11 protein-coding genes and 1 tRNA gene are annotated in these 14,041 nt (G+C 64.8%); 7 read left to right on the top strand and 5 right to left on the bottom strand.

From position 1 onward, the window contains the following. The first annotated feature begins 72 nt into the window (after positions 1-72). Positions 73-146: transfer RNA gene (locus tag ACVWZ5_RS06890), tRNA-Gly, on the top strand. A gap of 188 nt (positions 147-334) precedes the next feature. Next, on the top strand, positions 335-2,035 hold the full coding sequence (locus ACVWZ5_RS06885) for a SulP family inorganic anion transporter (RefSeq protein ID WP_062572984.1): 1,701 nt from the start codon (positions 335-337) through the stop codon (positions 2,033-2,035). A 91-nt stretch (positions 2,036-2,126) separates the two neighbouring features. Here the strand turns inward: ACVWZ5_RS06885 and ACVWZ5_RS06880 are convergent, their stop codons facing one another. Next, positions 2,127-3,185 carry a glycerophosphodiester phosphodiesterase family protein gene (locus ACVWZ5_RS06880; protein WP_062572983.1) on the bottom strand — a complete coding sequence of 353 codons (1,059 nt, stop codon included), beginning with the start codon at positions 3,183-3,185 and terminating at the stop codon, positions 2,127-2,129. A gap of 142 nt (positions 3,186-3,327) precedes the next feature. Between ACVWZ5_RS06880 and ACVWZ5_RS06875 the strand changes: the two genes are divergently transcribed. The 4 genes from ACVWZ5_RS06875 to ACVWZ5_RS06860 all read left to right on the top strand — a co-directional run bounded on the left by ACVWZ5_RS06875 (position 3,328) and on the right by ACVWZ5_RS06860 (position 8,559). Further along, positions 3,328-4,344 carry a DUF4917 family protein gene (locus ACVWZ5_RS06875; protein WP_084941904.1) on the top strand — a complete coding sequence of 339 codons (1,017 nt, stop codon included), beginning with the start codon at positions 3,328-3,330 and terminating at the stop codon, positions 4,342-4,344. Positions 4,345-4,420: 76 nt separating this feature from the next. Next, on the top strand, positions 4,421-4,942 hold the full coding sequence (locus ACVWZ5_RS06870; RefSeq protein WP_062572981.1) for an RNA polymerase sigma factor: 522 nt from the start codon (positions 4,421-4,423) through the stop codon (positions 4,940-4,942). After that, complete coding sequence (locus tag ACVWZ5_RS06865) at positions 4,939-5,886, top strand: FecR family protein (RefSeq protein WP_336196460.1); 948 nt, start codon at positions 4,939-4,941, stop codon at positions 5,884-5,886. Before ACVWZ5_RS06870 ends, ACVWZ5_RS06865 begins: the two co-directional genes overlap by 4 nt. Positions 5,887-6,006: 120 nt before the next feature. Next, a complete protein-coding gene (locus ACVWZ5_RS06860) occupies positions 6,007-8,559 on the top strand; it encodes a TonB-dependent receptor (RefSeq protein WP_186599325.1) in 2,553 nt (850 codons plus the stop codon). A gap of 33 nt (positions 8,560-8,592) precedes the next feature. Here the strand turns inward: ACVWZ5_RS06860 and ACVWZ5_RS06855 are convergent, their stop codons facing one another. The 4 genes from ACVWZ5_RS06855 to ACVWZ5_RS06840 all read right to left on the bottom strand — a co-directional run bounded on the left by ACVWZ5_RS06855 (position 8,593) and on the right by ACVWZ5_RS06840 (position 11,522). Continuing rightward, a complete protein-coding gene (locus tag ACVWZ5_RS06855; RefSeq protein ID WP_062572979.1) occupies positions 8,593-9,087 on the bottom strand; it encodes a helix-turn-helix transcriptional regulator in 495 nt (164 codons plus the stop codon). Further along, positions 9,087-9,359 (bottom strand): hypothetical protein, encoded by a 273-nt coding sequence (locus ACVWZ5_RS06850; protein ID WP_457340490.1) that lies wholly within the window; start codon positions 9,357-9,359, stop codon positions 9,087-9,089. Before ACVWZ5_RS06850 ends, ACVWZ5_RS06855 begins: the two co-directional genes overlap by 1 nt. 177 nt (positions 9,360-9,536) lie before the next feature. Continuing rightward, complete coding sequence (locus ACVWZ5_RS06845; RefSeq protein ID WP_186599324.1) at positions 9,537-10,757, bottom strand: class I SAM-dependent methyltransferase; 1,221 nt, start codon at positions 10,755-10,757, stop codon at positions 9,537-9,539. A 156-nt stretch (positions 10,758-10,913) separates the two neighbouring features. Continuing rightward, positions 10,914-11,522 carry a TPM domain-containing protein gene (locus ACVWZ5_RS06840; protein ID WP_084941908.1) on the bottom strand — a complete coding sequence of 203 codons (609 nt, stop codon included), beginning with the start codon at positions 11,520-11,522 and terminating at the stop codon, positions 10,914-10,916. A 202-nt stretch (positions 11,523-11,724) separates the two neighbouring features. Between ACVWZ5_RS06840 and bglX the strand changes: the two genes are divergently transcribed. Next, positions 11,725-14,016, top strand: coding sequence for a beta-glucosidase BglX (bglX, locus tag ACVWZ5_RS06835; RefSeq protein WP_062572975.1), 2,292 nt, complete (start codon positions 11,725-11,727; stop codon positions 14,014-14,016). The last annotated feature ends 25 nt before the right edge of the window (positions 14,017-14,041 follow it).

Below are 14,041 nucleotides of genomic sequence, written 5' to 3'. Positions count from 1 at the left end.
CCGCCGACAGGCTTTTTTACAGCCCTGGGCTTCTCATTCGGGGAGGGTTCTGGTAAAAAGTCGTGCTTCGAAGCGGGTATAGTTTATTGGTAAAACTATAGCTTCCCAAGCTATTGAGGAGGGTTCGATTCCCTCTACCCGCTCCAACTCGCATTCCCCGCACGACGTTCCAATAACGTCGTCGCTGTCAAAAGGAGCCTCGGCTCCTTTTTTCGTTTCCAGTGTTCCTTTGTTGATCTGGCCCATGGCCATGGCCGCGCCGATTGGCTTGAATGCCCAGTGATTCGCGGTGCATAACCGCTACGCTTTGTGAAACATTTCCAAAGGACTGCGCATGTTTCTCTCCCGCTGGCTACCGGGCCTGGCCAACCTGTTGCACTACCGCCGCGAGTGGTTCCACGCAGACCTGCAAGCCGGCCTGTCGGTGGCCGCGATCCAGATCCCCATCGCCATCGCCTATGCGCAGATCGTCGGCCTGCCACCGCAGTACGGCTTGTACGCCTGCGTGCTGCCGATGATGGTCTATGCTCTGGTTGGCAGCTCACGCCAGTTGATGGTCGGCCCGGACGCCGCCACCTGCGCCATGATCGGCGGGGCCGTGGCGCCGCTGGCCATGGGTGATGCGCACCGCATCGCCGAGCTGTCGGTAATCGTCACCGTGCTGGTGGGCGTGATGCTGATCGCCGCCGGGGTGGCGCGGGCCGGTTTCATCGCCAGCTTCTTCTCGCGGCCGATCCTCATCGGCTACCTCAACGGCATCGGCCTGAGCCTGCTTGCCGGGCAGTTGTCGAAAGTGGTGGGCTTCAGGATCGAAGGCGATGGGTTCATCCTCAGCCTGATCAACTTCCTCCAGCGCCTGGGCGAGATCCACTGGTTGACCCTGGCCATCGGCCTGGCCGGGCTGGGCCTGCTGATCTGGCTGCCGCGACGCTACCCGCGGCTGCCGGCGGCACTGGTGACGGTGGTGGTGTTCACCGCCCTGGCCGGGTTGTTCGGTCTTGACCGTTATGGGGTGGCGATCCTCGGCCCGGTGCCGGCGGGCATCCCGGAGCTGGCCTGGCCGCAGAGCACCCTGGCGGAAACCAAGAGCCTGCTGCGCGACGCCCTGGGTATCGCCACCATCAGTTTCTGCAGCGCCATGCTCACCGCCCGCAGCTTCGCCGCCCGCCACGGCTACGCGATCAACGCCAACCACGAGTTCCTCGCCCTGGGCGTGAGCAACCTGGCCGCCGGCATCTCCCAGGGCTTCGCCATCAGCGGCGCCGACTCGCGCACCGCGGTCAACGACATGGTCGGCGGCAAGAGCCAGCTGGTGGGCATCATCGCCGCCCTGGTGATCGCCCTGATCCTGCTGTTCTTCACCGCGCCCATGGCCTGGATTCCCCAGGCCGCGCTGGGCGCGGTGCTGCTGATGGCCGGCTGGGGGCTGATCGACGTGAAGTCGCTAAAGACCATCCGCAAGCTCAGCCGCTTCGAGTTCTGGCTGTGCCTGCTGACCACGGTCGGCGTGCTCGGCCTGGGCGTGTTGCCGGGCATCGTGTTCGCCGTGACCCTGGCCATCCTGCGCCTGCTCTACAGCATCTACCAGCCCACCGACGCCGTGCTTGGCTGGGTGCCGGGCATCGAAGGCCAGGTGGACGTGCGCCAGCACAAGGACGCCCGTACCGTGCCGGGCCTGGTGGTGTACCGCTTCGACGACGCGATCCTGTTCTTCAATGCCGACTACTTCAAGATGCGCCTGCTCGAGGCCGTGCAAGGCGTGGAGAAACCCCAGGTGGTGCTGTTCGACGCGGAAGCCGTGACCAGCATCGACGTCAGTGGCGTGGCAGCCTTGCGCGAAGTGCGCGACACCCTCGCCGCCCAGGGCATCCACTTCGCCATCGCCCGCGCCCGTGGCACCTTCCTGCGTATGCTGGTGCGTTCCGGGATGGCGCGGGAGATGGAGGAAAAATTGCTGTTCGGCTCGGTACGGGCGGGGATTCGAGCGTATCGGGTATGGCGCAACAGGGCTCGCCGGGAGGGTACCGCGGAGTGAGGGAGGGGACTACCACCCACGACGTCCCTTGAACGGGACGTGGGCTCGGTATCACGGCACAGCCTGTGTCCCCTGCCGATCATGTTGCCGTTCAGTACCCCAGCTTGCGCAGTAACTGGCCTTCGTTCTGTGGCATCGGTCGTTTATAGAAACGCATCAGCTCACCGGCACGGTTGGTGAAGATGCCATCGACGCCGGCCTTCATCGCCTTGTCGAAGTCCACCGCCTCGTCGAGGGTGTAGACGTGCACCAACAGGCCCTTGGCATGGCTGGCCTGGTTCATCCACGGCTGGATCAGGTCGGAATAGCTCTGCTCGCCCAGGTGGGTGCGGATCGCCGAAGGGCCGGTGCCGATGGCGCCGCCGGCCTTGGCGTAGTCGAGCCAGCGCTCGAACTCAGCGCGATCCTTCGGTTGTTGGCGGGCGTAGAAGACCGACTTGTCCTGCTCGCCGGACTCGGCGAAGTCCTGCCCGGAGGCCGGTTCGATGCTGCCCTTGGCCACCCACAGCAACAGGATCTTCGGTACCTGCGGCATGGCTTCGTGCAGCAGCTTGAGGCTGTTGCGGTCGAAGGTCTGCAACACCACCCGTCCCGGCTTGTCGAGCCAGCCGCGGGCTTCGAGGCGCTGCTTCAGGTCTTGCTCGATGCCGGGGAACTGGGCCGGTTCCTTGGTCTCGATGTACAGGCCGGGGTGACGCTCGGGGTTGCCTTCGGCGATGTCGATCACCTCGTCCAGGGTCAGGATGCGCTGGCCCTTGAACGCATCCCGGGCCCGCTCGGGATAGGCCTTGTTGAACCAGCTGCCGGCGTCCAGCGCCTTGAGCTCGGCCAGGGTGAAGGCACTGACCGGGCTGGCCTTGCGCTCCGGGTAACGTTCGGCGACATCGCTGGTGCGCGCCAGCACATCGTCGTGGACCACCACCAGCACGCCATCGCGGGTGCGCTGCAGGTCCATTTCCAGGTAGTCGGCCCCCAGTTCACGGGCCAGCAGGTAGGCGGGGGTGGTGGACTCGGGTGCGTCGAACGAGGCGCCGCGGTGGGCGATCACGGCCGGGTGAGGAATGTCCTGGGCACTGGCGAGGGCCTTGCCGTCAGTGGCATGGGCGGCAGTGCTCGCCAGCAGGGTGGCCAGGAGAAGGGTCTTGTACATGGGTAGTCCTTTGCAGATCGGGGCCGGCCTCCGGAAGACGCCGGCAAGGTCAACGGTGCAGTCCTTGAAGGCGCAAGCCTCGCACACTCTGCATGACATGCTAAAGTCCCCGGCGTTTTCCGCCACACCCAACGGACCGCCCATGCCCGCTCTCGACGCCCACCTGCCCTCCTGGGCCGACCTCAACCAGCGCCACCCCAGCACGGCCCTGCTGCTGGGCAACGGCGCCAGCCGCGCGCTGTGGAAACCGTTCGGCTACTTCTCGTTGTTCGAGCAAGCCCAGCAGGTACGGCACAAGGCGCTGGGGGTGAGCGACCAGGCGCTGTTCAAGGCTTTGGGCAGCGAGCTGTTCGAGCCGGTGCTCAGCACCCTGAACACCACGGTACGGGCCAATGCCGCGCTGGCGATCAACTCCACCGCACCGCTGAACCGCTACTACTCGATCAAGGAGGCGCTGATCCACGCGGTGCGCGCCGTGCACCTGCCCTGGCCGCTGTTCCCCGCTGCGACGCGCACGGCCATCAACCAGGCGCTGCGCCAGTACCGCACCGTCTACACCAGCAACTACGACCTGATCCTGCCCTGGGCCGTGGCCCAGGATGCGCAAGGTTTTGCCAGCCTGTTCGACGAGCAGGGTTTCTTCGATGTGCGCCGCAGCGAGGTAGAAGGCATCCGCGTGCTGCACCTGCATGGCGGCATGCACCTGCTTAAACTACCCGACGGCAGCACCCGCCAGCGCGGCGCGGAACAGGCCGAGCTGCTCGAAGGCTTCGCCGTCAACATCCCTGGCGAAGTGCCGCTGTTCGTCAACGAGAGCCGCAGTGACGACAAGCTACGCGCCATCCGCCACTCGGACTACCTGTCCTGGAGCCTGGGCCAGCTGGCCCGCGAACAGGGTGGCCTGTGCCTGTTCGGCCAGCACCTGGATGCCAGCGACCAGCACCTGCTCGAGGCCATCCGTCAGGCACGGCCACGGCACTTGTCAATCGCCATCCGACCATTGAGCGAGGCGTCGATCATCAACCAGAAGCAACACTTTATCGACCGTTTCGCCGACCTTGATCAGATTTCACTGCATTTCTTCGATTCAACCAGTCATCCCTTGGGGTTGGCTGAGCTGGCGATTGCCGTACCCGCCAGCCACGCTCGCCGGCATTGAATCGGCTACTTTGCAAATGTAAATAATTCTCGATAAGATCCGCACCCTTTCCTCCACGCCAGTCCGGAAAGCGTGCATGCAGCGCCCCAAGCCCGACCCTGTCGCCCACGGTTTTTATGCCGACATCCTGCATTTCCTGCGCAAGCGCATGGACAATGCCAGCGATGCCGCGGACATGACCCAGGATGTGTTCGCCCAGTGGCTGGGCTATCGGGACCGGGCCAAGGTGGAACAGCCGCGCGCGTTCCTGTTCCAGGTGGCGCGCAACCTGCTGAGCGACCATTGGCGACGGCAGAAAGTCCGCCACGCGGTTTTGGCCGACGACACCCTGCCCGAGGCCCATGACACGCCCGCCAATGACCCGCTGGACCACGCCCAGCAGCAGCAACGACTGAATCAATTGCGCCAGGTGCTCGCCGAACTCTCGCCGCGACGCCGCGAAGCCCTTATGCTGCACCGTTTCGAAGGGCTTACCCAGGCCCAGATCGCCGAACGCATGAACATTTCCGTCAGCATGGTCGAGAAGCACATCGCCGCCGCCCTGCTGCAATGCAAGCAACGCCTGGACAGTGACAACGGCACGGAGCAGTTCCCATGACCCCCACCGACGAGCTCGACCCGCGCCCGATCGACGCCCAGGCGGCGAGTTGGTTCAGCCGCAACCGCAACCAGCCGTCGCGCCAGGAGCGCAAGGCCTTCGCCCTGTGGATGCAGACGCCCGAGCACACCCGTGCCTATCGTCAGTTCGAACAGTTGTGGGATGACCTGGCCGCGCTCAAGCAGGCCAACCGTCCCGTGCCCTTGCCGGTGCGCCGCACGCCACGCTGGCGCCCGGCCCTGGCAACCGCGGCAGCCCTGCTCTGCGCGGTGCTGGCGGGCAACCTGGGGGCGGGTAGCACCGCCTTCAGCCAGTACATTGCCGCCGGCCAGGCCCTGCAGCCCCTGCAACTGCCCGACGGCAGCCAGCTCTTCGTCAACGCCAAGACTCGCCTGCGCCTGGACTTCAGCGCCGAGCGCCGACTGATCCATCTCGACCGCGGCCAGCTGTACATCGAAGTGGCACCCGACAAGGAGCGCCCCCTGTTCGTCGACGCCGGCAGCGGCCGGGTGCGCGTGGTCGGTACCGGCTTCGACCTGCGCCGTGGCGAGCGCGAACTGGTGGTGGCGGTCGCCCACGGTCAGGTGGCGTTCGATACGCCGGGCGAGCGACAACCACCCGTGCTGCTCGGTGCCCGACAGGGCGTCACCTACGACCTGGCGCGCGGCAGCCTGACCCGCCACGAACTCGGTGAGCAGCAGGTCGCCGACTGGCGCGAGGGCCATGTGAGCTTCCGCAACCGCGAGCTGGCCAGCCTGGTCGACGAGCTCGGCTTGTATCGTCAGCAGCCGGTGGTGCTGGCCGATCCAGCGCTCGGCCGCTACAAGGTGTCCGGCAACCTCGACGTGCGCGATCCGGACGCCCTGCTCAATGCCCTGCCCGCGCTGTTGCCGGTCAAGACCACCTTGCTCGCCGACGGGCGCCTGCGCATCGAGCGGCGCTAAAAAAATAATTTGAGAATTTTTATCATTCGCAGGTGAGGTATTGTCGCAACGCCGCGTCTTCCTCCCCGCCTGCCGCGTGATGGCGGGCTTTTTCCGGCCTTTTGCCGTTTGGGGGAAACCATGTTGTCCGCGTTGCGTCCATTGCACTGCCTGCCTACCCGACCCACCCTGCTGGCCCTGTGCCTGGCCATGAGCCTGGCCGCCGAAGCCGCGCCGGTACCCTTCGACCTGCCGGCGCAACCGCTGGCCCGCTCGCTGAGCCAACTGGCCCAGCAGGCCAAGGTCCAGTTGCTGTTCGACGAGGCCCTGCTCGGCAGCGCCCAGGCACCGGCGCTCAAGGGCGACTTCGAGGCCGAGGCGGCCATCGGACGCTTGCTGGTGGGCAGCCGCTTCAGTGTCGTGCGCATGGGCAACACCTACGTGGTACGCCTGCGCGAGGAAGCCCCGAGTGCCGACAACAGCATCCAGCTCGGCGCCTTGAGCATCGTCGGCGACGGCAAGCAGGTGGAGCCCGGCAACGTCGGACGCTCGACCCTCGACCAGGAACAGATCGACCGCTACCAACCGAACAACATCCCCAGCGTACTGGCCACCTTGCCCGGCGTGAACATGGGCGGCTCGGCCAAACCCGGCGGCCAGACCATCAACATCTGGGGCCTGGGCGACGCCGAGGACGTGCCGATGACCCTTGATGGCGCGCCCAAGAGCGGCTTCGAGCGTTACCAGCAAGGCACGATCTTCATCGAGCCGGAGCTGATCAAGCACATCGAGGTGGACAAGGGCCCGCATTCGGTGAAGACCGGCAACGGCGGCTTCGGCGGCAGCGTCAACATGCAGACCAAGGACGCCGGCGACCTGCTGCAGGAAGGTCGCAACAGTGGCGCCATGCTCAAGTATGGCTATGCCAGCAACGACCATCAGCAGATCTACAGCTCGGCGCTGTTCGGCCGCAGCGATGACAGGCGCTTCGACGGCCTGGTCTATTACACCAAGCGCGACGGCGGCAACCTGAAAATGGCCGACAACCTGCCGGACCCGAACAACCAGTGGCCGGTCAATCCCAAGCGCGTGCCCTACAGCGCCTTGGACCTGGACGGCATGCTGCTCAAGGGCAACGTCCACTTCACCGACGAGCACAGCCTGGGCCTTTCCTACTCGCGCTCCGAAACCGACCGCTGGACCACCTTCGCCGCCACCGCCTACCCGGCGCCCCCCTCGGCCGCGGACATCAAGAAGTATGGCTACGAAGGCTCTCTCAAACGCTTCCTGGCCTATCGCACCACCATCGATACCACCTGGTCGGCCACCTACAAGTACCAGCCCATCGAGAATCCGTGGGTCGATTTGCAGGTGAAATACTCCGAGTCCGACACCAAGCAGACCGACGAGCGTGAAGCCACGGCGTTCTTCCAGCCGGCCACCGGTGGTCGCAAGATGGACACCGAGTACAAGGACCGCATGCTCGATGTGAAGAACACCAGCACCTTCCTTACTGGACCGCTGGAGCATGCGCTTACCGCGGGCGTACAGCTTCGTCGCCACGATCGCGACACGCAGATGTGGATGCCCGGCAAGACCTATGAAGTGCCCAAGTACAACCATGGCCACTACCAGCCCTACTTCATGCCCAGCGGCCAGGTCGACAGCCAGGGCTACTACCTGCAGGACGCCGTCACCCTGGGCAGCGTGACCATCACTCCGTCGTTGCGCTATGACCACGTCACCAACGAGGGCAAGCCCAACCAGGCGCCCTACTACAACAACCCGGCCGCCGGCCACGACTACAGCGACAAGACCTACAGCGGCTGGTCGCCACGCCTGTCGCTGTTCTGGAAGGCCACCGAACAGACCGTGCTGTTCGCCGACTACAGCAAGACCTGGCGCGCCCCCGTGCTGGATGAGCAGTATGAGGTGCAAGGCGCGGGAAGCCGCACATCCACCAGCCGCAACCTCGACCCGGAGCGCATCACCGGCGTGCGCGTGGGCAGCATCAGTGACTTCTCCAACGTGTTTGTTCAGGGAGACAGCGCCCAGGTACGCACGACCTTGTTCCGCAACAAGATCACCGACGAGATCTTCAAGGCGACCGGCGTCGGCTGCCAGGAGCAACTGGTCACTGGCGGCAGCATCGCCAACACCTGCGGCGGCGGCCTGATGGGCAACTACCGCAACATCGGCGACGTGGAGTACAAGGGCTTCGAGATCGAGACGTTCTACGATTCCACCTACCTGTTCGGCGCGGTATCGTACGCCTGGATGGAAGGTCGCCATGAGGGCGCCTACACCAACCCTTGGGGCCCCGACGTGTGGGCCAAGGATGTGCCGGCGCCGAAATGGATCACCACCCTGGGGGTCAAGATTCCGTCCTGGGATGCCCGTGTCGGCTGGACCGCGCAGTTCGTCGGCGCCACCCACCACTTGCCCAGTGACAAGTACTTCAAGGGCCCGGCCAGCGCCCTCGGTGACCGCTACTACGACAACTTCGGCAACGACAAGTACGAAATTCACGGCCTGTTCGCCAACTGGAAACCCCAACAGCCGTACCTCAAGGGCACCGAGGTCAACCTGACCGTGGACAACCTGTTCAACAAGGCCATCCGGCCGGAGCTGTCGGGCGAGAACGCCTACACCCAGGGGCGCAATGCCAAGATCAGCGTGACTCGGTTCTTCTGAACCTGCGCAACGACGATGATGCAAAGGATTGCATCACCTGCCACTCGCCACCCGTTCCTGGGCCCTGGCGACATTCACCTGCATCGCCACGACGGCCAGCTCATGGAGCGCCTGGGCAACAGCGTGGGTACCCCGCTCCTGCATCCAGGCCAGGATGTCGGCCAGGTGCCAGAGCGAAAGGCTGCCGTCATGCACCGGGGCCGGGAAAGTACGGTGATGCGTGAGCATGAGCTTGCGCATGTTCTGTCGGGACACCCCCACCAGCGCCGCCACATCGGTCAGGCCGACCAGGTCGGGACTGGCTTCGATCAGGCGGGCCTCCGGCAAGACCTGCCGGACATTCTCCAGGGCGCTGTGCATCGCTTCCCGCGCAGTCTTGCCCTCGCGGGCGAAGGCCAGGGCCAGGCGACCGGGTTGACCGCTACCGACCACCGCGTCATCGCAACCGGCCTCTCCCAGAAGCTCGATCAGTGCATCGACGTCCACACCGTCGTGCAATTGGTACTTGAGGGTGAATTCGTACTCCATCACTTTCGCTCCACTGGCTGTTTGACGATCCCGCGCATCGATGTGCAGTGGTCCACGACCCGGCGCAACTGGCGAGCGAAGGTGCCCGGGTTTCTGGGCGTGCTCCACACGCTGGTGATGCAGAACTCGCCACAGCGGCACTCGCGGTCGTTGTTGGGGCAATAGATCCGCCCCCAGCAATGGCCGCCCCGCACCGTGACTTTCCAGCCCTGCGCCTCAGCGTGTGCAAGGGACTGCTCGACTTCCTTGTTTGGATGGAGAGGACGGGCCATCGATTGAGCTCCAGTATGGGCATGGAAGAAAGGTTGTCAAGTGACAACCAGACGACGCCGACGGGCGTCACCACAAGCCAGACTAGGTGCCAGGAAGGCTGCAACAGGCTCAGAAGGGCTCTTTCGGAAACGGCCTAACCGAAACTGGGAAGGTGCTGTAGGTCCAGGCGAGGTCGATCACCCAGCGATCAGGCCATCCCCCTGCAGCAGGGTTTCCAGGCAATGCTCGCGTACCCCATAGAACGCCTTGAGCTCGGCGATCTTCTCCAGCAGCGCCGCATTGTCCTGGGGCTGTCGGCGCTTGACCGCAAGAATCATCTTGTTCTTGTTGGTGTGCTCGAGCGAGATGAATTCGAACACCTTGGTCTCGTAGCCACAGGCCTCAAGATAGAGTGCCCGCAGGCTGTCGGTGAGCATTTCGGCCTGCTGCCCCAGGTGCAGCCCGTATTGCAGCATCGGTTGCAACAGGCCGGGGCTGCGCAGTTGCGGACGAACCTGCTTGTGGCAGCACGGCGAGCACATGATGATCGCGGCCTTGCAGCGAATGCCGGTATGGATGGCGTAGTCGGTGGCAATGTCGCAGGCATGCAGGGCGATCATCACGTCGATGGCTTCAGGCACCACGCTGCGCACATCACCGCATTCGAACACCAGGCCCGGATGCTCCAGGCGAGCGGCGGCGGCGTTGCACAGCTCGACCATGTCCGCGCGCAATTCGACACCGGTGACCTGCGCCTCACGCCCGAGGGTATTGCGCAGGTAATCGTGCATGGCGAAGGTCAGGTAGCCCTTGCCCGAGCCGAAGTCGGCGACTTTGAGCGTCTGCTGCGCACTCACCGGCGCGCCGCTCAAGGCATGGTCGAAGACTTCGATGAACTTGTTGATCTGCTTCCACTTGCGCGACATCGAGGGGATCAGCGCGCCTTGACCGTCGGTCACCCCCAGGTCGCGCAGGAACGGTCGCGCCAGTTCCAGATAGCGCTTCTTTTCGCGGTCGTGCCCGCCAGCCCCCGTCTCGCGTGGCGTCGGCTGGGCCAGGTGGCGGCGCAGCATCGGCTTGCCCTTCTTGCTGAATTCCAGTTGCACCTCGCCGGCGGCGGTGAACAGGTGCGCGTTGCGAAAGCTTTCCGGCAGCAGCTCGGTCACCAGCGCCAACGCCGGGTCCAGCCCCAGGTTGCGGGTGATGTCGCGGGTCTGGTGACGGTAGACCAGCGACAGGCAGGCCTGCCCCTTGATCTGCACCGGTTTGGCGATGATCCGCTGCAGGGTCTGGTCGGCGCCGACATGGCGGGCCAGCACCAGCTTGCTCAGGCTGCCATCGGCCAGGGCGTCGGCGAGCAGGTTCAGGAACTGGGCACGCGCGTCCGGCGCGGTGGGAGCTGAAGAAGGGGACGACATGGGAACGGGTGCCTCGGAATACGGGGGGCGCAATGCGCAATGCCCGGCATTCTACGTCGATGGTGATCCTCACGAAACCAGCACCCGGCGTAATGCACCGGCTTCACCGGGGTTTGCGGGCAAGCCCGCTGCGACTCGCCCTCGGTCTGATCAGACTCAGTCGAGAATCACCAGGCGGTTGGGCAGCTCGTTGCGCGCATGGGTGGGCGGCACGTGTTCGCTGAGCAGTTCGCCGCAGGCCTCGATGCATTCGACGAAACCCTGCAGGGTATGACCCAGGCGCACCTGCTCGGTGAAGCGGGCAACAATCGCCTCACGTGCCTGCTCCGGCAGGTGCCGGGCAATGCCTTCGTCAACCAGGATCTCGACATGACGCTCGGCTTCGCTGACGAAGATCAACACCCCCGTGGCACCGGCGGTACGCTGCAGATTGAGTTCAAGAAACTGCTGGCGGGCCAGGCCCGAGGCACGTCGGCGCCGCAGCACCGACGGCACCACCCAGGCCGCCAGGCGTGGATGGCGCAGCAGCAGGCACAGGCTGATGAAGGTCAGCATCTGCGCCAGCAGCAGGCCATTGACGCCGATACCGCCCAGCCACAGATGCAGCGTGCCGGGGATCAGCAAGGCCAGCAGGGCGGCCCAGAGTAACGGCAGGTAGGGAAAGTCGTCGGCGCGGCGGGCCAGCACGGTCACCAGTTCCGCATCGGTACGCCGCTCGGCGCGGGCGATCGCCTCGGCGATCTGGCGCTGTTCGTATTCGGTCATGCCATCGTCTCTCGAGCGTTCTTATCGTTGTTATCCCGGCAATCGGGTGGGCGAGAGTGTATCTCAACAAGCGCTTCATATAAGGCATAATCCGCGACTGCGCTGATCATGGATGAATGATCCACAGAACCGCCAGCGGACGCGACAGCTACAAGCGTACGAAACGTCTCGACCAGCCGCTTATCACTCGACAACGGAATTGATGATGAAACTGTCTTTGCTGGGCCTGGCCATGGGCCTTGCCAGTCAGGCGGCCCTTGCCGCCCCCACCGCCGCGCCCCTGCAAGACAAGCAGGCGTTCATCGACCACCTGGTCGGCCAGATGACCGAGGCCGAGAAGATCGGCCAACTGCGCCTGATCAGCATCGGCCCCGAGATGCCCCGCGACAAGATCCGCGAGGAAATCGCCGCCGGACGCATCGGTGGCACCTTCAACTCGCGCACCGCACCCGAGAACCGGCCGATGCAGGACGCGGCCATGCGCAGCCGCCTGAAGATCCCGATGTTCTTCGCCTACGACACCATCCACGGCGAGCGCACCATTTTCCCGATCGGCCTGGGCCTGGCCTCATCCTGGGACATGGATGCCATCGCCAAGGTCGGCCGCACCTCGGCCATCGAGGCCGCCGCCGATTCCCTGGACATGACCTTCGCGCCGATGGTCGATATCGCCCGCGACCCGCGCTGGGGCCGCACCAGCGAGGGCTTCGGCGAGGACACCTACCTGACCTCGAAGATCGGCCAGGTGATGGTCAAGTCGTTCCAGGGCTCGAGCCCGGCCAACGCCGACAGCATCATGGCCATCGTCAAGCACTTCGCCCTCTACGGCGCGGTCGAGGGCGGGCGCGACTACAACACGGTCGATATGAGCCTGCCGAAGATGTACAACGACTACTTGCCGCCCTACCGCGCAGCGCTCGACGCCGGTGCCGGCGGGGTGATGGTCGCGCTGAATTCGATCAACGGCGTGCCGGCCACTTCCAACACCTGGCTGATGAACGACCTGCTGCGCAAGGAGTGGGGCTTCAAGGGTGTGACAATCAGTGACCACGGTGCCATCCAGGAACTGATCCGCCATGGCGTGGCCCGCGACGGGCGGGAAGCGGCCAAGCTGGCGATCAAGGCCGGCATCGACATGAGCATGAACGACACGCTCTACGGCGAAGAGCTGCCGGGGCTGCTGAAGTCAGGTGAAGTCAGCCAGGCCGAACTGGACCAGGCAGTGCGCGAAGTGCTGGGTGCCAAGTACGACATGGGGCTGTTCAAGGACCCCTATGTACGCATTCCCAAGGCCGATACCGACCTGAAGGACTATTACGCCGAAGACCGCCTGCACCGTGACGCCGCTCGCGACGTGGCACGCCGTGGCCTGGTGCTGCTGGAAAACCGCGAGCAGACCCTGCCGCTGAAGAAGTCCGGCACCATCGCCTTGGTCGGCCCCCTGGCCGACGCGCCGATCGACATGATGGGCAGCTGGGCCGCTGACGGTAAACCGCAGCACTCGGTAACCGTGCGCGAGGGCCTGCGCCGCGCCGTCGAAGGCAAGGCCAAGCTGGTTTACGCCAAGGGTTCGAACGTGACCGGCGACAAGGCCATGTTCGACTACCTGAACTTCCTCAACTTCGACGCGCCGGAAATCGTCGATGACCCACGTCCCGCCGCCGTGCTGATCGACGAGGCGGTCAAGGCGGCCAAGCAGGCGGATGTGGTGGTGGCCGTGGTCGGCGAGTCCCGTGGCATGTCCCACGAATCGTCGAGCCGTACCACCCTGGAAATCCCAGCGGTACAACGTGACCTGATCAAGGCGCTGAAGGCCACCGGCAAGCCCCTGGTGCTGGTGCTGATGAACGGCCGCCCGCTGTCGATCGCCTGGGAGCGCGAACAGGCCGATGCCATCCTCGAGACTTGGTTCAGCGGTACCGAGGGCGGTAACGCCATCGCCGACGTGCTGTTCGGCGACTACAACCCGTCCGGTCGCCTGGCCATCACCTTCCCGCGCTCGGTCGGGCAGATCCCGATGTACTACAACCACATGCGCATCGGCCGCCCGTTCACCCCGGGCAAGCCGGGCAACTACACCTCGCAGTACTTCGAGGAGCCCAACGGCCCGCTGTACCCGTTCGGCTACGGCCTGAGCTACACCCGTTTCGAGCTGTCGGGGCTGGCGCTGTCGCAGAAGGAACTCAAGCGTGGCGACACCCTGCAGGCCAAGGTGACGGTGAAGAACACCGGCAAGCGTGACGGCGAGACCGTGGTGCAGCTGTATATCCAGGACCAGAGCGCGTCGATGAGCCGCCCGGTCAAGGAATTGAAGAACTTCCAGAAACTGATGCTCAAGGCCGGCGAAGCGCGAACCTTGACCTTCGACATCAGTGAGCAGGACCTGAAGTTCTACAATGGCCAACTGCAGCACGTCGCCGAGGCTGGCCAGTTCAATGTGCAGATCGGCCTCGACTCGCAGGCGGTACAGCAACAGAGCTTCGAGCTGCGTTAAGCAGGATCGGCCCCTTCGCGGGGCA

The sequence above is a fragment of the Pseudomonas sp. TE6283 genome (assembly GCF_054060555.1).
Note: the sequence above shows the minus strand (reverse complement) of the source record. Positions and strands in the feature narration are given on the sequence as shown.

Coding starts and splice junctions, on each gene's coding strand:
- ACVWZ5_RS06885 (WP_062572984.1), top strand. CDS start 335: ATGTTTCTCTCCCGCTGGCTACCGGGCCTGGCCAACCTGTTGCACTAC.
- ACVWZ5_RS06880 (WP_062572983.1), bottom strand. CDS start 3,185: ATGTACAAGACCCTTCTCCTGGCCACCCTGCTGGCGAGCACTGCCGCC.
- ACVWZ5_RS06875 (WP_084941904.1), top strand. CDS start 3,328: ATGCCCGCTCTCGACGCCCACCTGCCCTCCTGGGCCGACCTCAACCAG.
- ACVWZ5_RS06870 (WP_062572981.1), top strand. CDS start 4,421: ATGCAGCGCCCCAAGCCCGACCCTGTCGCCCACGGTTTTTATGCCGAC.
- ACVWZ5_RS06865 (WP_336196460.1), top strand. CDS start 4,939: ATGACCCCCACCGACGAGCTCGACCCGCGCCCGATCGACGCCCAGGCG.
- ACVWZ5_RS06860 (WP_186599325.1), top strand. CDS start 6,007: ATGTTGTCCGCGTTGCGTCCATTGCACTGCCTGCCTACCCGACCCACC.
- ACVWZ5_RS06855 (WP_062572979.1), bottom strand. CDS start 9,087: ATGGAGTACGAATTCACCCTCAAGTACCAATTGCACGACGGTGTGGAC.
- ACVWZ5_RS06850 (WP_457340490.1), bottom strand. CDS start 9,359: ATGGCCCGTCCTCTCCATCCAAACAAGGAAGTCGAGCAGTCCCTTGCA.
- ACVWZ5_RS06845 (WP_186599324.1), bottom strand. CDS start 10,757: ATGTCGTCCCCTTCTTCAGCTCCCACCGCGCCGGACGCGCGTGCCCAG.
- ACVWZ5_RS06840 (WP_084941908.1), bottom strand. CDS start 11,522: ATGACCGAATACGAACAGCGCCAGATCGCCGAGGCGATCGCCCGCGCC.
- bglX (WP_062572975.1), top strand. CDS start 11,725: ATGATGAAACTGTCTTTGCTGGGCCTGGCCATGGGCCTTGCCAGTCAG.